We start from the raw sequence: 19,504 nt of genomic DNA on the forward strand, positions 1-19,504 counted from the left end.
ATTACATCCGTAAGTTCCAGCCCCGTCAGCCTCTTCACCACCCAGACGCCGGCCCAACCCAACTTCACCGACGGGCCTGGAGTGGACTGGGAAGTCGGGATGCGCTTCGTCAGCAGCAATACCGGTTCGATCCAGGCGATCCGCTATTACAAGTCCCCCAGCGAGACCGGCACGCATGTCGGCCGCATCTGGTCGGCTACCGGGCAGCAGCTGGCCAGCGTCACCTTCACCAATGAGACGGCCTCAGGCTGGCAGCAGCAGACCTTGGCAAGCCCGCTGGTCATCAATGCGGGCACCACCTATGTCGTCTCGGTCAATGCCAACAGCTACTATTCGCTGACCTCGAACGGCTTTGCCAACCCGATCAGCAATGGCGGATTGACCGCCCCGGCCGGCGCCGGTGTCTACAACGAAACCATCGGCACCTTTCCAGCCCTGGTCTACCAGAACGAAAACTACTTCCGCGACGTCGTGTTTTCTGCTGGATCAAGCGTTGCCTTGCGGGACAACGCCACCATCTACGTCAGTGAAACAGCGGGTGCTGCAACAATCACGGTCGTTCGCACAGGCAGTACGAGCGGACAGCTGACACTGGAGTACACGACCAACGAGATCGGCGGAGCCGGAGCGGCACAGGCTGGAGCGGACTATACGTTGCCGACCTTCAATGGCCGAGCCAATACCGGGCAAGTTGTTTTCGAGGACGGCGAGAGCAGCAAGACGTTTGCCATCCCAATCGTCAATGATCCTGATGCCGAAGGGACCGAGACATTTTCTGTCGGCATCCAGAATCCCGGGCCTGGTGGCTCGCTGGCAGCGCCGCGGACTGTTCTGGTCTCCATCGTCGACAACGATTCCGCACCAACCATCTCCTTGAACAATCCAGTCATCACCTTGTCGGAGGCCGCCGCCGCCACCATCACGGTTCAGCGCAGCGGAAACATCGATGCCACGGCCACCGTCGCATATGCAACGAGCAATGGCAGCGCGATCGCGGGCTCCGATTATACGACAACAACGGGCGTGCTCACCTTTGCCGCAGGGCAAGCGATCCAGACCATTTCTGTTCCGCTGCTCAACAACACGACGGCCGAGAGCAACGAAAGCTTCACTTTAACCTTGAGCAACCCGACAGGTGCTGTCCTGGGGAGCCAAACGACTGCGACCGTCAACATCCTGGACGACGACAGCAACCTCGGCAATCTGGTCCGACAGACCGTCGTGTCCGGCTTGACCGAGCCAACGACCTTGGATTGGACCCCCGATGGCCGCTATATGATTGTCGCGCAACAGAATGGCATTGTGCGGGTGGTGGACAACGGTACGCTGAGATCGACGCCGTTTGTCGATTTGTCCAGCCAGGTCAACTATACGCCCGGAGACCGGGGGATGCTGGGGCTGGCAATTCATCCGAACTTCGCGGCAAATCCATACGTCTATCTGCTCTACACCTACGATCCGCCGGAAACCGCGAATGGAACCGGCCTGGCGGGACCGGATACCAAAGGGAACCGTCCTTCGCGCCTCGTTCGGCTTACGGTCAACCCCAACACGATGATTGCCGATCCGGCCAGCATGGTCGTGCTGGCCGGTACCAATAGCACCTGGGCATACACCAGCCGTCCGGATCTCGACAGTACCGGCGCTGTGAACATACCGCCGTCCGGCATCGTCAACGGCACCACCATTACCGCCCCTGCAAGCCAGATCGAGGTGGGAACGCAGGACAACGATCCAGATCGCGCCGGAATCCAGAACCAGAATATTCGGGACTATCTGGCGACGGACAGTGACTCCCATTCCAATGGAGCACTCCATTTCGGGCCCGACGGCATGCTGTACTTCAGCAACGGAGACGGCACCTCATACAATTTCATGGACCCTCGCACGGTTCGCGCCCAAGACGTTCACAATCTGTCCGGCAAAGTCCTGAGGATAGATCCGATGACCGGCGCGGGCGTTCCGGGGAACCCCTTCTATGACCCCGCAGATCCGAACAGCAATCAGTCCAAGGTATTCTATTCGGGCGTGCGCAACGCCTATCGCTTCACCTTCGATCCAGTGACCAACCTGCCCGTGCTCGGAGATGTCGGCTGGACCACTTGGGAGGAAATAAACACCGGCCCTGCAGGATCGAATTTCGGTTGGCCCTATCTGGAAGGTCCTGGCCGAACGGGCGGCTACCAGGGTCTCCCTCAGGCGATCAGCTTCTACAACAATGGGAACCGAAACAGCCCTTCTGATCAGGCTGCTGTTTTTCCGCTGCTATCGAGAAGCCACGGTTCGCCCGACAACGCCACTGCGATCACCGTCGGGGACTTCTACAACGACAACACCCTGATGTTTGCGGATCTTGTCAATGGAAATGTCTACACCGCAACGATGAACGCAAGCCGGCAGATCTCGAACGTACAGGTCTTCGATACGGGCGTCGCCTATCTCGTAGACATTCAGAAGGGACCGGACGGCTGGCTTTACGGCGCTGATTTGGGCACCGGCACTATCCGTCGCTGGGCAGACCCCAATGCGCCGACCGGCGCGACCCTGTTGACACCGACTTGAGCCGCAGCATTCAGGATGGGATTGGTGGCACGGCTCATTCGGTCGTCGTTAAGCGGTGTGCCGCTGGCCACCGCTGAAGTCGTCTGGTTGAAGCTCCATAATTCCTTCAAAGCTGAAGGTCGCCCCTTATGGCATATTGAACGCGTAACAGGCGATGCCGAGACAATGAGGGAGGTTGGTGATGCCGCTGAGACCTAATCGGCCAAGCTCAGGGTTCAAGAATATCGGCATATTGAACTTCCTCCGCAAAATCCTGGTGGCAGTACTTCTGCCAGTTCTTTCAGCAAATCTTTCATTCGCTGCGGAAAGGACATTTAAAGTTCCTGGCTTCACTCACCCGTTTAGAGTTACGACGGAGCGCAATCAGCCGGGCGGCTTTGCTATGGTGAAAGACCCGCTGGATCAGTACAACGCGGCCAAGGTGTTCAAGTTCTCGATCAATCCAGGCCCGTGCGTGCAGGACGACTGCGAGCAACAGTCGGCTCGCGCGACGGTTCAGCAGGGACGCAAGGCCAAGCAACCCAAGGAGGCATGGTATGGCTGGGACATGTATTTCGTGCCCGACTTTCCGATTGGTTCGAAGCAGGTAAGAGGTCACCAGATATTCGTCGAATTCAAGGATCAGGACCAATGCCAACTCGTTGCCCTGACCACCAATCCCCATAGCAACGACCAATTCCTTTCATGGAGTATGGAAAAGCCAAGCGGGAAGCAGATGACCCAGTTCGGCGGTGACTGTATTAACCTTTTCGACATGCGCGTCGCCTCTATCAGGGAACTGGCGGGCGCTTGGCACCGTTTCGAACTCTTTGTCCGATGGACCAGGGAAGGCGACGGACGCTTCTTGATGTTTCTGGATGGGAAGCAGGTCGTGGACTATCACGGCGTTACCTGTTTTTCATGCGATAAGCTAAATTACTTTCTTTTCGGCAACTACCTGTGCTGCACGACTGGCACCAAATTGGTGGTGCCCGCGACGGTCTACTATCGCTACGTCAGCATGGCGAAATCTCGTGAGGCTCTCGTTTGGAAGTAGCTCAGCAGGATCGACGGCGATGGGGCTCCGCGAACAACGAAGTTTGCGGAGCCGAGTGCACGGAGGGAGGTGGGCGGCCCGTCATCAAAATTTCCACGACTCACGAACCAATCCGCCGTCCTTGATCAGCAAATGTGTTCGACACTTATGTTCATTTGGCTGGGCTGAGAAAGAAGTCGTGCGTCGCGTTGGGAGCCCACTGGGAAACTTACTCCGCACGACCCAACTCTGAGATGGGGTGGATCGCAAGCAGAAAAGGCGTGTGCGATCCGAAGTTACTACCTCTCCGCCGGCGATCCGGTGAGTTAACCTCACTGCGCTGCCTGTGGTTCCCGTACACTACCGGACAATGAAGCCCTCGCAAGGGGGCAAGTCTTGGCAGGCGGCGCCAGGCATTGTGGACATTGGAACATGAGCCGCCGCCAAACATTATGTGCTTGCAACCTGGCTCATTCCCATTGAAGGAGATTCCACGTGAATAACTTAATCTGGCTCGTCGGCGCCGTCGTCATCGTGCTCGCTATCCTGAGCTTCTTCGGCTTCCGTTGAGAAAGAAGTGCGGCGGCTCAACTGCACCATCCATGAACGCAGGAGCACGCCGCTACGCCGGACGAAGAACCCGACCGGCGCAGCATGTTATATGGGGAGCGTTAGCAGGGACTTAAATGTCTGCTGTCGTACCCACTGTGGATCGAGGCTGTTCGGTCGAACTCGCGAACTGGATGCGTCCGCGTTTGATGGCGCCTCACATGGAAACGGCGCCATGAGGCCGCGGGCGTTAGAACCCCTCACCTTGATACGATCCGAGGATGAATTCGATTGAACATCACTCGGCGATTTCTTTCGAATTGTCTTGGAAGTGGGCTCGGGCAGTCTCGTCAAGATGTCGATCGCTTCCTCAACAGCGGCGGGGTGATCGGGCATAGTGCGGTTCCGGTACGATGCCGGACAAAAAAAGCCCCGCCGAAACGGGGCAAGTCTTGACAACACGGATCGCACAGGAGGAACACCCGTGCTTTCCTGTTGCCTCAACGAACGAGGGACCGGCTAGGTTCCGTTACAGCGTTGGAGATAGTTAAACTCAGCTTCGGCCTTCTTATTAGGCCAATCTCCGCTTGCTACGGTTTCGATTTTCGCCAGCCGGCCGCTCAAGTCGTCTATGTGATCCGGAACGGCCTGCAGTGGAAGGATGTGCTGTTTATCCGAGCTCGTCGATCTCGCAATCACGAGATGAGGTGTTGAATGGCCCTTCCGACGAGCCGCAGCTCGTCGAACTGCGTCACAAATTCATAGGATATGACAAAGAAACCAGAGAAGAACAAACCTGGAAAGCGCTCCTCAGCCGTTAGCACAGACGGCATCAATAGCTTCTGAAGAGGGCGTGCAACCAGAAGGGCTGTGCACACGCCTACAAAAGCGCCACCCAGGATGTCGGTCGCATAATGATAGCCAGCATAGATGCGCGGCAGGCAAATCACGAACGTCGACCAGATGAAGCAGGCCGCACCAAGCGGTCGGGATGCACGCCACATCGTTGTCGATACCGCGAAGGTCAGCGCGGCATGGTCACTGGGGAAGGAACTCCAATGCTCAAGCGCTTTCGGATCAACGCCCAAAGGCAGCACGAAGTCGGGATTGCCTGAATGCAGCGGCCTGAGACGCTCTGGCAGAAACAGTTGTATAAATCGCGATATGCCAATTCCGAAGAACATGTCGATGATGCATTCGACAATAACCGGCTTCCACTTCTTTCGAAAAAACCATAAAAACCATAATAATATAAATAGAGTCAGAAATTTTACAGTGTTCAAGTCAAGAAAATGAATAATGAACTTATTCGCTATAATCGACTTGGATGAATATTGACCCACCAGCTTCATCACGAAGGTGTCGAGACCGTTCAGCATTTGAGAAGCCAGCCAATTTCTTTGGTTTGGAATGATCTATGATGTATAGTTATGTCATCATCCCATTAAGACCACTCCGCGCAGCCGGCGACACAGCAATAGTGCTCGATAATCAGGTTAGCGCCCGGCGCCGATGATGCCTTTATGCCCTTGTCCACTCACGGTGATTACAGCAAACTCGTTTGCACCGGCTCCCCGTCGTTGCTGATGATGGTGGAGCCATAGGCCTCGCGCGAGATCACCCTGATTGCATCGTTCGGCAGCGGGCGGGCGAGCGCCTTCGCCTCTTCCCAAGGGGCGCGCATCCACACGTCGACTTCTTCTTGCGTCAGCAGCAAGACCGGCATCGCCTTTCCATGGATCGGTTTGACGACATCGTTGGGGTCGGTGGTCAAGAAGCCGTAGAGGTCGTCGGTCGTAAGACCATCCTTGACTTTCCGAACGCTTTGCCATTGCGGAACGTGGATCCCAGCGAAGAACATCAACGGCCTGCTGTCGTCACGGGCGAACCACGCGTTCGGCGTGCTTCCACCGTCCTGTTTGCTGGCGGGATCGGGTTCGGCAAAACTGGTCACCGGCACTATGCAACGGCTCTGGACGCCGAACCATTTCTTCCAGTGCGAAACATTGAGGTTGCGGACGTTGGTGACGCCCTTATCCGGCTCCATCCGGATGAGCATGTCCATGTCGACGGGCTTGGCTTTTTGGCGCAATTTCTCTGCCCGGGCCTCAGCTGCCTGTTTGATCACGAAGAATGGCGAAGGAAGACCCCATCTCGCATGGACAAGCTGCTTGCGGCCATCTGCTGTGTTGCGGACGATCGGGCCCAATTGGTCCGGGTTCATCTGGTAGGCCGGCATCAAGTTGACCAGACTCTCGACGTCTTGAGCCCACTTATTGACCCAATCCTTCGCATCCATCCGGTATAGATTGCACACATCTCCCTCCTTCGGCGTCCAGGCCCCATTGCGGGCCACTTCGTCCGTATCGATAAACTGGCCGTCCCAGCGATCCCTGAATTGCTCTGCAGCTTCGCGGCTGCTGAAGCAAAAGACAAGACAGCTATACCACTCGATCGACGCCCTATAGCTCTTCGATCTGCTGTCCAGTGCGAGCGCGGAGGTGATGACCGTACCCCGATCGTGAACGGAATAGGGGTGTTCGCCGGAGTGATAGTTGCCCCACCAGAGTATGACGTGATGAGGAAGATCAGTTTTTAGGCGCCAGCGGGCGCTAGGGTTATCTCGGCGCGACGTCATCCTACAAAACTCCGTCTTCCCAGATTGGTTTTTTGACCGATGTCACTTTGACCAGTCGGCGCACTGGAAGCTTGCCGATTTCAGCCCCCCAAATCTGAACGACCTTCAGGTTCATGTATTCCCTTCGGTCGCAGAGCTGACACCGGAACCGGCCGGCCAAGCGATCGAGGCTCACGTTCTTCGTCAGCTTCAACAGATCTCGCGGAAAAAACCGGTAAGTCCTTCGACACAGCTGGCACGTTACCTCGAGCAATTGGTTAGCATCAGCCGCGTCGCGCAGGGTCCACCCGCGCAACTTCTTGGAATAGTTGATTTCCGGCATGGTCAGTCTCGGTCGTATCTCGGCCGCCACCCACGCGTGATCCCTCGGCCCATAGCGCCTTCGGTCAGCACTAGCTGCCAGCGAAGGTGACGGATGTCCGCCAGGAGCGTTCCTATCGCCGCTTGCACATCGCCTTTGTGATAGGCAAGCACCTCGGCAATCTCATCATCAACCATGGCTTCGCCAATCGGCTGCTCGCGCATCCCGTGCTCCATACTTTAGTTTTCAGATTGGCGGCCGCACGCCGATGTTCTCATTATGTTCACGCGGGCGATGGAGTCAATAATCCTCTACTTCTTTTCGAAGGGCGGCTGATGTCGTGGCAGTGTGGAGGGCGGTTCCGCCTCTCAGCGAAGCTGACGAGTCAGAGGACGCTGCGGAGCAAGATTAACCGGGCTGATGATCTCGGGGCCGGTATTCTTCAGATTGTCAACGCCCGTGCCGATCGGCCACATGGTCAAAAGGTCGGCCGAGTATGGCTTCATCAGGTCGGATGGATTTGGATCAGGAGATAGCCAGCGCTCATAGTCTTGCCGACGGAGAATGACCGGCATTCGTTCACTGATTGTCGTCATCATCTCATTCGGCGCGCAGGTGACCACGGCGAAGGTGCGGATATCGATGCCGGCTGGGTGGCGCCAGAGCTCCCAAATGCCTGCGAGGGCAAACAGAACGTCCGTCTTCATCGCGATAGCATAGGGTTGCTTGTCTCGGCTGTGAGCGGAGATCAACTTCCACTCAAAGAATCCGTTGACTGGGATCAAGCAGCGCCGAGACCGGTAGGCGGGCCCGGCGAGTCTGTGTGCGGCAATCTTTTCGCAGCGAACATCGACCAATGGGCGACGCCGGTCGCTAGGCGTTCTAGATGCAGGCGCCAGTCCCCACTTTGCTATTGCAAAGACCGGGGCAACGATACCGGTTCCCGGCGCTGCTTCTTGGATGATGATCGGATAGACTTGGCCTGGTGAGCCGTTGTATCGAGGGATGCGGTCAACCAAGCCGTCAAGCTCGCCGTATCCGGCGAAAGAGAAACTACGCGCGAGCTCGTGAAGCGATTCTTTGATGTAAACGCGACTACACATTCGGTATTCCATGGGGAGACTACTTATTTAGATATAACCCTCCCTCAGCAGGTCAAGGCAGCAGAAATGTTTTCCTCGCCGCGACTTATGAAGTGTCAATACTCAATATGGGTCAATTGCATTTTAAGATATGGCTGTTCAACTTGCGGTATGACAACGCCGCCTCGCAAGCCTTCCCAGCCGGAACTGGCTTTAAGGCAAGCCGCAAGAACCTGATCTGGATCAAGCCGAAACTCATCGCTGAAATCGAATACAGAGCTTGGACACACGACGGGAAGCTGCGCCATCCGTCATATAAGGGACTGAGGGAGGAGCAGGACAACGCGGAGATCTATGAGCTGGAGTAGTGCTGCAACTGTTACGATCCGCAACCGACACTAAAGCCTGAGAAGAGCCAAGAGCAGCGCAGAACTCACAGCCACAACAACGGGCCACCCGATCAGAAACTTTTCTCTAGGCTTGGCTCGATCGAGATCGTCATGGAACTCGGACCAGAACATACTAGGGCCGAAGTCCACGCTGAAATCGAAGCCATTTTTAAGGTAAAAGATGACCGACCTGATGTACCAATACCAACTGTAGGCGCAACTGGCCCCCACAAAGAGGACGAGCACTACCCACAGCGCAATTTGATCTCCACTCAATCAAGCTTCCCCATCAATTCTGTTCGGCCTTTTGATTCTCTTGGCCAGCAACACGTTCGCCGATATCCCACCGCTCAGCATCCATAGAACAACGATATTGAAAAAGGTGAGAAAATACGCATTTCCGAGAACTGTTGTCGAAGCGCCTGTACCGTAGGCCGGCAGAGGAATAACAAAGATAAAAGTGACGAATGTGAGCAAGTATACCAAGGATATTTTCACGAGCCTCTTTGGGTCGGCAACTATAATTTCTTGGCCTAGTTTAGATGAGATGATATAAAACGAAAACAATAGTGTTTTCGCAAGCGTGAATGTGATCAGAGAAAACGAAAGACATGTGTAAAGGGCGATCTGCTCCGGATGATTTTCCGCCAACCATGGCAATTCATAGTAGTATTTTGGCAGAATAACCAAAATGTATCTTAGGTACGGGCTGGCATGGTCCAGTAAGTCTGCTCTGACCACCCAAAGAAGCAAGAGGGAGATAGACAAAATGACCGTATCGAGCGGTGGACCGCTGATATGGCTCTCGTATCGTTTTATGAAAACCTGATTATGAAGGCGAAAGAAAAGATCCACCCCGGCGAAATTTTTAAACATTTAGGTCCAGCCTTTGCCCCGAACTATGCTTGAAAAACTCAATCAAAGGGGCAGGGCACTTTCGTAGTGAGAGTGGGCGGAGTCTGTCAATCACAACGCCCGTCAACCATTCCCATCAACATCGCCATCTTCATCCAGCTCGTGCACCGGCAGATAGGTGTTCTTCTCCACCCACTCCCGAACGATGAGCCTGATGGCGTCCTCGCGCGTCAGCACCAGCTCGCTGGAGACATTCCGTAGGGCCTCTTCAGTGTCGTAGTCGAGCGCGATCGAGCCGCGCACCAGTAGCGCGGCGCGGCGCAGCATGATCTGCAAATCCCGCGTGGAAATTTCGCCTGTCCGGTTCGCGGCGTCTTCGAGTAGGGCGGCGGTGTCGTGCATCGTCATTCGCCATCGATTATGAGATGAGAGCAAGGCGTGAGCTTGCCGTGGTCACGAAAAAAGCGTCTGCTTTTGCCACCTTGCGATCCTGGCACCGGAGCGCCGGGAAGACGATGGACCGCCCCGGCGATTTAAAGGCAGACGGACACAGCTCTTCCGCCCCTCCGGCAGCAAATTGGTCTCATGTCGACGTCGTTGCGTCAAGCATAGTCACACCCGCAGACGCTTAACAATTGCGCGGCACACAAACCAAGCTAGATAGGTGGCTAGAATGATTAGCTGCTGCAAGAAGATGGCGACCACGACTATAAACTGGTCCAATCCGTTATAAGAGTCGCCCACATCCCGGATATCTGGCGTGAACGTCACTCTGTGGCACACGTATACTGACAGAACGATCCAGATCACCGCCAAAATATGCAATGTCTTCCAGCAACGTGGCCATGTGCGTCCAGCGAGAAAAGCCGTGATCGGAGCTGCAAAGTTGCTCATCATTATGATGGCGAATGCGAGTTCAGGCCTGATCATTGAGTAATTGATCCTCCGGAAGACCGAACAGCTCAGTGGCTGCCACGCAATCAATCATCGTCTTCCATGTCAGCGATGTCCTCGGCCAACGACACCGCGTGCTCTGACAGAATGGCAGCCACGTTGTCGAGAAGCGTTGCCAGGTCAGGGTCGCTATCAAAAAGCTCTTCCTGCTTGGCTTTCAGCTTTCCGATATAGAAATTGTGGATATGCAGTGAACCAGTCATCTGCGCGAGAGTCGGCGTGCTGACCCTCCATTTTCGTGCCCATCAAGAATAGCCCGTGTCAGGCACTCCCATCAACATCGCCATCTTCGTCCAACTCGTGCACCGGCAGATAGGTGTTCTGCTCCATCCTCTAATGGACGATGCTAACTACTGCCCCGTCGGCAGAAGCGTACACGTCATCAATCCAAGAAAGCTGCGGGAGCCGGACCGTTGTCATACACACCTGCGCGTGCAATTCTGTCGCGTAGACTATTTGGGCAAGGTGCATATGGCGGCAACAACATTCGCATCTCCCCCCTGGTGGAGAATTGCAGTTGCACTAATCGTAGTGCCTTTGGTGGCATCCTTCGCACATGCGGTTTACGCACCAGCCTATCAGGGCCTGCCGGATGTTATGGAGCGCGTTGTCCAAACGACTGCAGTCGTCGCGTTCTTGGGTGCGTATCCGCCAACCGTTGCATTGGGGATACCATTGATCCTCTACCTCAGGGGACGAGTACGGGCATCTCTTGCAAATTGTGCGATGGTCGGGGCCTCCATTGCGACCTTCCCGTGGTTTTGCCTAGCTATATTTTTCGGCCCCGACGAGGCCTACACGAATGATCACATGACCTACCAACACGGAATGATGACGTGGTGGGGATTGCTGGAAGCAATCGAATTGCTCACAGAAATAGCTGTATTCGGAATTGCCGCGGGGGGATTGTTCTGGCTGATCGCCGCGGCCGGCATCGAAAAACAGCCCCCTTCTAAAGTGTTTGAATAACGGCTCTCGGTATCGCCTGATGACGGTGCCGGACATGGTCATGGGGTCTCGGCTGCCGTAACCGCTATTCCGACAGGTTGGAGAAACCACGGTAGAAGCGTGTCGGCTGCAGCAGCGAACTGGTGATGTTGGCGATGATCGGCCCATCCGCCTCGCTCTTCGCCTTCGCTTCCTTCCACTCCGGATCGGCGATGAACTCGGCCCATTTTTGCTCGCGCTCCGCCAGCGACCGCCATTCGAGCAGGTAGGTCAGATCGTTGCTGGAAGAACCGATCATCGTTGTCCAGAAGCCGAGTGAGCGGATGCCGAGCCGTTCCCAGATCGCCAGCGTCGCGGTCTCGAAACGCTGTTGCAGTGCCGGCAGCCTCTCCGGCAGACAAGTATAGATGCGCAATTCGTGGATCATCGGATGCCCCTCATGAATGCCCTTTGGAGCGTCCTCAAGCCGCTCACGGTAATGAGGGCAGCTTATAAAGTTTCGCAGGGTAATCAATGGTTCCGCGGCGCGCCATCCTCGAAAGCGAGGATCGGAGCTCAGGCGCATTCTGAAAACCAGTGCGAACTGGCCGGCCCCGGCCGCATACTGCCCCCCAAGGCCGTCGAGGTATTGGCGGGAAGATTTCAGTGTGCGCCGCCCGTTTCCTCCTGTGCCCTCACGATGGCGTCCGCTTCCTTGCCGTATAGCTCCTCGAAGTGATCGAAGGTCTTGGAAAAGTAACCAATGCCCTGCGTCGCCGAGCGCAGCGCCCGCGCCAGATCGTCAAGTGCGCCGCCCGGAACAAGTGCCCGGAAGATGTCCCATCCCTTGGCGTTTTCATCCCGGTCGAAGCCGAGAACCTGACCCTTGAGCGCGGAGACGATCTGGACGAGGCTGCCGGAATAGATCGACGGAATGTGAATTTCGCTGCGGAAGACCGGTTGCATTAAAACGGCCGAGCCTTCGGAAAGCGCCTGTCGCACTCCCATTTTCGAAGCAGTCCTGAAGGCGTGTTCCGAACTGTCGACAGCATGGTGCTGACCATCGAACAGCGTTACGCCGACATCGATGACCTGGAAGCCGAGCGGCCCTTTCTCCATCGCTTCGCGCGCGCCTGCTTCGACGGCAGGGATGTAGTTGCGCGGAACGACGCCACCCTTGACGGTTTCGCTGAAGGTGAAGCCCCGGCCACGCTCGTTGGGGCGAATGCTGAGCTTCACATCCGCGAATTGCCCGGCGCCGCCGGTCTGTTTGCGATGCCGGTAGTGAACCTCGGACGGTTTCGCGATGGTTTCACGATAGATCGGGCGGGGCGTTCGATCTGTTACCTCGATGTGGAAGACGTCGGACAGGGTTCGGCAGAGATCGCGCAGATGTACCGGGCCCTGGGCGCGGACGAGCTGGGCGCCGGTGCCTTCCTCCTGCAGAACGACAAGACCGCGATCCGTCTCGGCAAGTTTTGCCAGCGTTTCGGAGAGTTTGTTTTCATCGCGTTCGCTGCCCGGGACCAGGATCCTTTCAAGCATCGGCGTCGGTGGCTCGGTCCATTCGGGCGGGGCGATCGCCGCGTTTGATGTCAACAGCGACGGGACGGGCAAGTGGTCGGACTTGACTGTTGCGAAGACATCCCCCGGTGCAGGCGTGATCGCCGAGCTGGACCGTCCGTTTGCGGGATCCTGCACGGCGCCGAGGCCGGAGCCGCCGAGTGATGCGCCTTGCCGCAGTCCCTCGCCAAACGCACGCACCAGCACAGTCTTGCCGATATTCTGACGATGATAGGCATGGAAGCTCACGGCGGTCAGCTTGTTTTCATCGACATTGCCCGCACGAGCCAGGCGCTGTCGAAGAGCCGTGACCTGCGGCGCCTCGTGGCGCAGCGCTTTCATCAGCCTCATCATGCCGTTGCCGTGACTTGCGGCGCCGATCAGGACCGGAATAATCCTGTTTTCGCTCAGAACCCGCGATGAAATGGCATAGAGCGCGTCGCTGGGCGGCTCGCGATCTTCGATCAGTTCCTCAAGAAGCCAGTCATCGAATTCGGACAGGTGTTCCAAAAGCTCGCTGCGCGCTTCGTGCTCGCGCTCGGCAGCACTTTCGGGGATTGCGATCAGCGCCGAAGTCTGGCCTTCCCGGTAGCGCCACGCCCGTTCCGAAATCAGATCGCAACTGCCGATGATCCTGTCTCCCTCGCGGATCGGGATCTGGCGAAGCAAAAGCGTGTGGTTGGCGTAGTCTTGAAGCGCGGCGATTACGTCCCTCAGCCGCCCTCTCGGTTCGTCCATCCGGTTGACGAAGAGGATGCAAGGCGTCCCCGAGGCTTCGATTATCCGCAGATAGGGCGCGGCGAGCACGGCCTCTTCGGGAGCCGGAGAAACACACAGAATGCAGGCGTCGCTGGCAAGAAGCGCGTGCTGCACATGCGCCAAGGCTTCGTTCGGTCCCGGCGCATCGAGCGCGCACCACGCCTCATTTCCAAAGGTGAATTCCGTGAGGTTCAGTCCATAAGGGGAGCTGGATTTTCTCGGCGTTCCCTCCAACGAGCCGAGCTTTTCGACGACCGTCGATTTTCCAGTCTGCGAGGGTCCAAGTACGGTAAAGCAACGCATCGGCATTCCTCCAACTGCCATAGACACAACTTTCAGCCATCATAGGATGCCCTGAACCGCTGCAAGGCGCCAGAGGGGTTCAGCCCCCTTGCTCCGCTACACGATCCATGCCTCTATTTAACCTTAGAGGGATGAGCTTCAACGTCATGGCATCACGCACGAAGATAGCCGCTCCGCGGCAGCGCGGAGCTGGGGTCGACCTCCATCCCCAAGCGACAACGGAAGGCTTGAGGATGAGTGTTTTGCGCAAGAATTCAACTCGGGTTGGCCCCGGCTACCCACAGGTCGTTGTGCTCGTCGGCGCGACGGGCGATCTCTCAAGGCGCAAACTACTGACCGGGCTGTTCCACCTCACCAATGCGGGCTTCATCCCAGGATGTCGCATTATCGGCGTCTCGCTCGACGACATCGATGCCGATGCCTTCCGCACCATCGCCCGTGACTCACTGGACAAATTCTTGACTCGCAAGTTCTCGCCGTCCGAATGGGAAGCGTTTGCCGCATCGCTCGACTATGTTCCGCTCGCTGCCGGCGCCAATGCTCTCAAGGAAGCGGTCGATAGAGCCGAGAAAGCACTGGGCGCCGAGACGCGGCGCGTGCATTATTTATCCGTGCCACCAAGCGCCGCCCTTCTGGCCGTGCAACTCCTCGCCCAGGCTGAGCTGACTGAACGCTCCCGTATCATCATGGAAAAGCCCTTCGGCACGGACCTTGCCAGTGCCGTTGAACTGAACAAGAAGCTGCACGAGGTGTTCGACGAAAAGCAGATATTCCGGATTGACCATTTCCTTGGCAAGGAGCCGGCGCAAAACATCCTGGCCTTCCGATTTGCCAATGGCCTGTTCGAACCAATATGGAACCGCAACTTCATCGACCATGTGCAGATCGACGTTCCGGAGACGCTCGGCCTTTCCACCCGCGCCGCCTTTTACGAGACCACCGGCGCCTATCGTGACATGGTGGTGACCCACCTTTTCCAAATCCTCGCCTTCATGGCGATGGAGCCGCCCACTGCCCTTGAGCCTGCGCCGATCTCGGAAGAGAAGAACAAGGTGTTCCGCTCCATGTTGCCGATTGAGCCGCGCGACGTGGTGCGCGGTCAATACATCGGCTACCGTAAGGAGCCTGGCGTCGATCCCGAAAGCGACACTGACACCTTCATCGCCTTAAAATGCGCCATCGACAACTGGCGCTGGGCTGGCGTGCCCTTCTACCTGCGTACCGGCAAGCGCATGGCCGAGGGGCAGCGCATTATTTCCATCGCATTCCGCGAGCCCCCGAAATCGATGTTCCCTGCGGGTTCCGGCGTGGGGGCGCAGGGCCCTGACCACCTTACCTTCGATCTTGCCGATGCCTCCAAGGTCTCGCTTTCCTTTTATGGCAAGCGCCCTGGACCGGGCTTCCGACTCGACAAGCTCTCGCTGCAATTCGCCATGAGCGAAACCGGCCTGATTGGCGAAGTTCTGGAGGCCTATGAGCGTCTGATCCTCGACGCCATGCGCGGCGACCACACGCTGTTCACTACGGCCGAGGGTATTGAGCGGCTCTGGGAGGTTTCCCAATCTCTCCTCGATAACCCGCCGCCCGTACGCCTCTACGACCAGGGCGGCTGGGGGCCGAAGTCGATCCACCAACTCATTGCCCCGCACGCCTGGCGCCTACCGTTCGAGCGCGCCTGGAGGGATGCGGCAAAGCGTGATTGAGGGTCTGCAGTTGGATCGGTGCCGGCGACCAGAATGGCGCCGACCAATTGCATGCGCCGGTTGCCGAAGCGGTTCAGCCCTCCAAACATTGCGGTGAACTCGTCTGCGCGTGCGGCGCCGCGAAATCTCGGAGGCTGGACTATTTTCGCTTGCGTTCCGGCGCCAGCACGAAATCGTGCTCGACCTGCCAGAACGATCCTGCGAATCCGAGCTCCCTTGCCCTTGTGGGATCGTCCATCAGCTTGAATTCGGCCAGCAAACTCTCCTTGACGCCGAATACCGCATCGGAATGGATGTAGCGATCATCGGGATCGAAAATATGGGTCGTCAGCGTCTCAAACCCGTCTGCCTTGATAATATAGTGCAGATGCGCAGGCCGGTAGGGGTGACGGCCGAGCGCACCGAGCAATTGCCCAACGGGTCCATCATTTGGGATCGGATAGTATTTCGGCTTCACCGCGCGGAACCAATAGCGTCCGTCCTTGCCGGTGCGGAATACGCCGCGCAAATTGAAATCGGGCTGGATGCCCTTCTGCTGGACGTCATAGAACCCTTCGTCATTCGCCTGCCAGACGTCGAGCACCGCGTTTTCGATCGGGCGGCTTTCAGTATCGAGGATACGGCCGCTGATCACCATATCCTCACCCTTCTGGTCGAGGCAGATATTGGCGCCCATCGGCAGCTCCGGCGCATCCGCGACATGGAAGGGGCCGAGAACCGTGCTTTCGGAGGCGCCCGATGGTTTACGGTTGTTGATTGCGTCGACCAACATCGATACGCCGAGTACGTCTGACAGCAGAATGAATTCCTGCCGCCAGTCGGTGCAGGTGTGACCAGTGCGGGTGAGAAAGAGGATCGCTTCCATCCATTCGTCCTGGGCCGGCTCCAGTTCTTTCACCGCCTCATGCAGCTTGCGGGTCACCACCTCCATCACCTGCTTCAGCCGCGCATCGAGTGCATTGGTGTTGCGGCCGGTGACGACCTCGACAGAGTTTTCCTCAGTGAAATAGCCTTTTTCTTCAATGCTCATTGTCGCCTCACCGATCCAGAATTGCTGTCAATACACGACGCAGCTCGTTTTCCGGATCGGCGACTGCGGCATGCGAACGCCAGCCGACATGATGGTCCGGACGCACGAGCAGAACGCCGGCATCGCGGATTTCACGGGCGCGCGCCCAGTCTCCCGTCAGGTCCTGCCATTCCTGCCGCGGGCCGATCTTGTGAGTCGTGATCGGCAGGCCGAACTCCTTCGACAAAGCCCTCGCCGCCGCAATCCAGCCGTCGCCACCGATCCCGGTCAACAGGGTGAAGACGCCATGACCGGTGAGATCGAGGCTCGATACTTTCCTGCCGCTGTCGTTGAACAGCCAGGCATGCGGCAGCCGCGCACCCGGCCACGTCGTCGGTTGGAAATGCAGCTCGGCATCCTTCTCGTAGGCTGGCTCCGGCTGCCCGTCCTTGACGACGGCATTCGAAGCGTAGCGATGGTTCATCTCCACGCCATGCGCGTCGAACTCGTAGACCTTATAGGCGATCGCCTCGCGGATTGCCGTGCGCTGGCGTTCGGCATCGGCGGTATCATCGCAGCGCGCATCCATGTTCTGCTGCATTTTCACCGGATCGACGGAATCGAGCAGACCCAGCGACTTGAAGATCGGGCCGAATTCCTCGATCGACTTGTTGGCGCGGGTAACGATCTGCTTGGCAACCGGCGCACGTTCGGCCTGGTAGCTCTCGAGCAGGGCCATGCCCGCCTGACCCTTGAGGACCAATGCGAGCTTCCAGGCGAGGTTGAAGCCATCCTGGATCGAGGTGTTGGAGCCGAGGCCGTTCGAAGGCGGATGGCGATGGACGGCATCCCCCATGCAGAACACCCGACCGTTCGACATACTCGTCGCGTACATGTTGTTCACAGTCCAGGTCGAAACGGATTTGATCTTCGGCTTGAGATCGGCAACGCCGACCAGTTCGCGCACGACCTTGGTGGCGAAAGCATCGTCGACCTGAGGCGCGGGCTGATTGATGTCGTAGCCCCAGACGATCAGCCATTCGTTCCATGGCCGCACCATGCGCACAAGGCCCATGCCGATGCCGCCGACATCGGCGCCAGGCTGCAGCACCCAGTAAAGCACCGACGGGCGATGGGCGACATAGCGTGAGAGATCAGCCTCGAACAGAATGTTCATCGAGCCGGCAACGCCCATCCTGCCTTCGAAGGTCAGGCCGGAATGCTCCGCCACCTTGGAGTTGCCGCCATCAGCGCCGATCAGGAATTTCGAGCGGATCACCAGCTCCCTGCCGGTCATGCGGTCGAGACAGGTGGTCGTGACCCCTTCGGCATCCTGAACATGGCTCACATACTCCGTCGACATGCGCGCCTGCGCGCCGCGCGAGCAGGCTGTCTTGAACAGCAGCGGCTCCATGTAAGTCTGCGGCAGGTCGTTCATGTGGGTGGGTGATGAAAGAAGGTGCTCGGCACGCGACAGCGGGTGGTTGCCCCAGCTCTGCATGCGGCCGATTTCCTCGCCGGCAACCGCCGTGCAGAAGACATTCTGCCCCATCAGATCCTGTTCGACCGCGAAGAGATAGGCCTCCTCCTCGACGTCGCGACCGAGATCGCGCAGAACCTCCATCGTCCGCTGGTTGGTGATGTGCGCGCGCGGCGTGCTAGCCAGCCAGCGATAACGGTTTATCACCATCGGCTCGAGGCCGTAGGTCGCAAGCAGCGCTGATGTCGCCGAGCCGGCGGGTCCCGTACCGATGATCAGAACGTCGGTGGTGATGTCAGCCATTTGGCCCTCCCTTTTCATCATGTAGCGTTGATCCGCCTTTCAGCAGGCGGCGGACCGGAAAGAGTTCCCAACCGGTACGGCTGGATATGAGACCCCACAGACCCCGTGGCGCGAACAGCATCGTGACGATAGCAAGCGCCCCGAGCGCAAGGAGATACCAGGAGCCGTAGCTCGAAAAGGCATTCTGCAGCAGGAAGAAGACGAGCACGCCGACCAGCGGGCCTTCGATGGTGCCGATGCCGCCTATGACGACAATGAACACGACATAGGCGGTCCAGTCAGTGAGCGAGAAGGCGGCATCAGGCGATATGCGCGCCTTCTGCAGGTAGATGAGCGCGCCGACCATGCCGGTCACGTAAGCGGTTGCCAGATAGACAACGATCTTCAGCCGCCGGGCGTCGACGCCGAGCGCACGGGCCGCTGTCTCATTGTCGCGCACGGCGGCAAGGCCAAGGCCCTGCTTGCTGCGCAGCAGCCGATAGATGAAGCCGATCGTCAGCGCGACGAGAGCCAGCGCCAGCCAATAGGTGAGCGCATCGGCCGCGGCCGCGGAACGCATGCCGAACCAGTTCTGCAGCACCGAAATACCGAGCATATCCTTGGTGGCTTCGCGTGGCAGCGAAGTTCCCGTTCCGCCGCCGAGCATCTTCCATTGGGCGAACAGCAACCGCCCGACTTCGGCGATGACCCAGGTGCCGATCGCAAAATAGGGGCCGTAAAGCCGGAAGGAAAAGAAGGCGGCTGGCGCTGCGATCAGCATTGCAAAGAGGCCGGCGAGCGGAATGGCAAGGATCGGGTCGACACCGGCAAGAATGACGAAGCCGAACAGCGCATAGGCGCCGGAGCCGACAAAGAGCTGCTGCCCGACCGAGATCAGTCCGGCATAGCCGGCAAGCAGGTTCCAGCTCTGCGCCAGCGCCAGCATAGTCAGGATGAAGAACAGATCCTGCACGACGCCGCGCGACACCATGAAGGGTGCAGCGGCGAGCGCGGCCGCCGCGACAAGCGAGAGGATGATGAAGATGTTCGAAAGCCGCGTCCGCGTTTCCACCCGCCAGCCCGGCGGTGCAGCAATTTCGGTCGGCATTGTTTCGAAACCCGGAGTCATGGCG

At 57.8% G+C, this 19,504-nt stretch carries 17 protein-coding genes and 1 pseudogene; 5 read left to right on the plus strand and 13 right to left on the minus strand.

The window, feature by feature from the left end; translation table 11 throughout:
- A partial coding sequence (locus tag CO660_RS03585) for a DUF4082 domain-containing protein (RefSeq protein ID WP_141504778.1) occupies positions 1 to 2,562 on the plus strand: 2,562 nt, incomplete at its 5' end.
- 181 nt (positions 2,563 to 2,743) lie between these two features.
- The gene (locus CO660_RS03590; RefSeq protein WP_097597473.1) at positions 2,744 to 3,598 is read left to right on the plus strand and encodes a heparin lyase I family protein; all 855 of its coding nucleotides are present in this window, start codon (positions 2,744 to 2,746) and stop codon (positions 3,596 to 3,598) included.
- Between the two features lie 1,223 nt (positions 3,599 to 4,821).
- Here the strand turns inward: CO660_RS03590 and CO660_RS03595 are convergent.
- The 5 genes from CO660_RS03595 to CO660_RS03615 all read right to left on the minus strand — a co-directional run bounded on the left by CO660_RS03595 (position 4,822) and on the right by CO660_RS03615 (position 8,168).
- Positions 4,822 to 5,505, minus strand: coding sequence for a phosphatase PAP2 family protein (locus tag CO660_RS03595; protein WP_097597475.1), 684 nt, complete (start codon positions 5,503 to 5,505; stop codon positions 4,822 to 4,824).
- Between the two features lie 167 nt (positions 5,506 to 5,672).
- A complete protein-coding gene (locus CO660_RS03600; RefSeq protein ID WP_097597842.1) occupies positions 5,673 to 6,443 on the minus strand; it encodes an SOS response-associated peptidase in 771 nt (256 codons plus the stop codon).
- A gap of 322 nt (positions 6,444 to 6,765) precedes the next feature.
- Entirely contained in the window at positions 6,766 to 7,086 is a 321-nt protein-coding gene (locus CO660_RS03605; RefSeq protein WP_097597477.1) for a hypothetical protein, read from the minus strand.
- Positions 7,087 to 7,088: 2 nt separating this feature from the next.
- On the minus strand, positions 7,089 to 7,289 hold the full coding sequence (locus CO660_RS03610) for a hypothetical protein (RefSeq protein ID WP_085779998.1): 201 nt from the start codon (positions 7,287 to 7,289) through the stop codon (positions 7,089 to 7,091).
- 144 nt (positions 7,290 to 7,433) lie between these two features.
- A complete protein-coding gene (locus tag CO660_RS03615) occupies positions 7,434 to 8,168 on the minus strand; it encodes an SOS response-associated peptidase (RefSeq protein WP_097597479.1) in 735 nt (244 codons plus the stop codon).
- 191 nt (positions 8,169 to 8,359) lie between these two features.
- On the opposite strand from CO660_RS03615, the pseudogene CO660_RS03620 reads away from it, so the two are divergent.
- Positions 8,360 to 8,515: pseudogene (locus tag CO660_RS03620) on the plus strand (ATP-dependent DNA ligase); the annotation flags it as partial.
- A 297-nt stretch (positions 8,516 to 8,812) separates the two neighbouring features.
- Here the strand turns inward: CO660_RS03620 and CO660_RS03630 are convergent.
- The 3 genes from CO660_RS03630 to CO660_RS33155 form a co-directional block, all read right to left on the minus strand.
- Complete coding sequence (locus tag CO660_RS03630; RefSeq protein WP_176536219.1) at positions 8,813 to 9,412, minus strand: hypothetical protein; 600 nt, start codon at positions 9,410 to 9,412, stop codon at positions 8,813 to 8,815.
- A 102-nt stretch (positions 9,413 to 9,514) separates the two neighbouring features.
- Entirely contained in the window at positions 9,515 to 9,799 is a 285-nt protein-coding gene (locus tag CO660_RS03635; protein ID WP_097597483.1) for a CopG family transcriptional regulator, read from the minus strand.
- 572 nt (positions 9,800 to 10,371) lie between these two features.
- Positions 10,372 to 10,548, minus strand: coding sequence for a hypothetical protein (locus tag CO660_RS33155; RefSeq protein ID WP_176536220.1), 177 nt, complete (start codon positions 10,546 to 10,548; stop codon positions 10,372 to 10,374).
- Between the two features lie 55 nt (positions 10,549 to 10,603).
- Here CO660_RS33155 and CO660_RS03650 point away from each other — a divergent pair, with 55 nt between their 5' ends.
- Complete coding sequence (locus tag CO660_RS03650) at positions 10,604 to 11,314, plus strand: hypothetical protein (protein ID WP_245421290.1); 711 nt, start codon at positions 10,604 to 10,606, stop codon at positions 11,312 to 11,314.
- 64 nt (positions 11,315 to 11,378) lie between these two features.
- Here the strand turns inward: CO660_RS03650 and CO660_RS03655 are convergent, their stop codons facing one another.
- Complete coding sequence (locus CO660_RS03655) at positions 11,379 to 11,720, minus strand: NIPSNAP family protein (protein ID WP_097597491.1); 342 nt, start codon at positions 11,718 to 11,720, stop codon at positions 11,379 to 11,381.
- Positions 11,721 to 11,935: 215 nt separating this feature from the next.
- Positions 11,936 to 13,897: an elongation factor G gene (locus CO660_RS03660; protein WP_097597493.1), complete on the minus strand. Its 1,962-nt coding sequence runs from the start codon at positions 13,895 to 13,897 to the stop codon at positions 11,936 to 11,938.
- Positions 13,898 to 14,130: 233 nt separating this feature from the next.
- Here CO660_RS03660 and zwf point away from each other — a divergent pair, with 233 nt between their 5' ends.
- Positions 14,131 to 15,600, plus strand: a complete 1,470-nt coding sequence (gene zwf / locus CO660_RS03665; protein WP_097597496.1) for a glucose-6-phosphate dehydrogenase — start codon at positions 14,131 to 14,133, stop codon at positions 15,598 to 15,600.
- Positions 15,601 to 15,739: 139 nt separating this feature from the next.
- Here zwf and CO660_RS03670 read toward each other — a convergent pair whose 3' ends face one another.
- Genes CO660_RS03670 through CO660_RS03680 form a run of 3 tightly spaced genes read right to left on the minus strand, consistent with a single transcriptional unit; the run spans position 15,740 to position 19,500 of the window.
- Complete coding sequence (locus CO660_RS03670; RefSeq protein WP_097597498.1) at positions 15,740 to 16,630, minus strand: intradiol ring-cleavage dioxygenase; 891 nt, start codon at positions 16,628 to 16,630, stop codon at positions 15,740 to 15,742.
- A 7-nt stretch (positions 16,631 to 16,637) separates the two neighbouring features.
- Positions 16,638 to 18,392: an FAD-dependent monooxygenase gene (locus CO660_RS03675; RefSeq protein ID WP_097597501.1), complete on the minus strand. Its 1,755-nt coding sequence runs from the start codon at positions 18,390 to 18,392 to the stop codon at positions 16,638 to 16,640.
- Entirely contained in the window at positions 18,385 to 19,500 is a 1,116-nt protein-coding gene (locus tag CO660_RS03680) for a branched-chain amino acid ABC transporter permease (RefSeq protein WP_097597503.1), read from the minus strand. Before CO660_RS03680 ends, CO660_RS03675 begins: the two co-directional genes overlap by 8 nt.
- Positions 19,501 to 19,504: the final 4 nt, after the last annotated feature.

The sequence above is a fragment of the Rhizobium sp. L9 genome (genome assembly GCF_002531885.1).
In the GTDB taxonomy this organism is placed as follows: domain Bacteria; phylum Pseudomonadota; class Alphaproteobacteria; order Rhizobiales; family Rhizobiaceae; genus Rhizobium.

Coding starts and splice junctions, on each gene's coding strand:
- CO660_RS03590 (WP_097597473.1), top strand. CDS start 2,744: ATGCCGCTGAGACCTAATCGGCCAAGCTCAGGGTTCAAGAATATCGGC.
- CO660_RS03595 (WP_097597475.1), bottom strand. CDS start 5,505: ATGCTGAACGGTCTCGACACCTTCGTGATGAAGCTGGTGGGTCAATAT.
- CO660_RS03605 (WP_097597477.1), bottom strand. CDS start 7,086: ATGCCGGAAATCAACTATTCCAAGAAGTTGCGCGGGTGGACCCTGCGC.
- CO660_RS03610 (WP_085779998.1), bottom strand. CDS start 7,289: ATGCGCGAGCAGCCGATTGGCGAAGCCATGGTTGATGATGAGATTGCC.
- CO660_RS03615 (WP_097597479.1), bottom strand. CDS start 8,168: ATGTGTAGTCGCGTTTACATCAAAGAATCGCTTCACGAGCTCGCGCGT.
- CO660_RS03630 (WP_176536219.1), bottom strand. CDS start 9,412: ATGTTTAAAAATTTCGCCGGGGTGGATCTTTTCTTTCGCCTTCATAAT.
- CO660_RS03635 (WP_097597483.1), bottom strand. CDS start 9,799: ATGACGATGCACGACACCGCCGCCCTACTCGAAGACGCCGCGAACCGG.
- CO660_RS33155 (WP_176536220.1), bottom strand. CDS start 10,548: ATGACTGGTTCACTGCATATCCACAATTTCTATATCGGAAAGCTGAAA.
- CO660_RS03655 (WP_097597491.1), bottom strand. CDS start 11,720: ATGATCCACGAATTGCGCATCTATACTTGTCTGCCGGAGAGGCTGCCG.
- CO660_RS03660 (WP_097597493.1), bottom strand. CDS start 13,897: ATGCGTTGCTTTACCGTACTTGGACCCTCGCAGACTGGAAAATCGACG.
- zwf (WP_097597496.1), top strand. CDS start 14,131: ATGAGTGTTTTGCGCAAGAATTCAACTCGGGTTGGCCCCGGCTACCCA.
- CO660_RS03670 (WP_097597498.1), bottom strand. CDS start 16,630: ATGAGCATTGAAGAAAAAGGCTATTTCACTGAGGAAAACTCTGTCGAG.
- CO660_RS03675 (WP_097597501.1), bottom strand. CDS start 18,392: ATGGCTGACATCACCACCGACGTTCTGATCATCGGTACGGGACCCGCC.
- CO660_RS03680 (WP_097597503.1), bottom strand. CDS start 19,500: ATGACTCCGGGTTTCGAAACAATGCCGACCGAAATTGCTGCACCGCCG.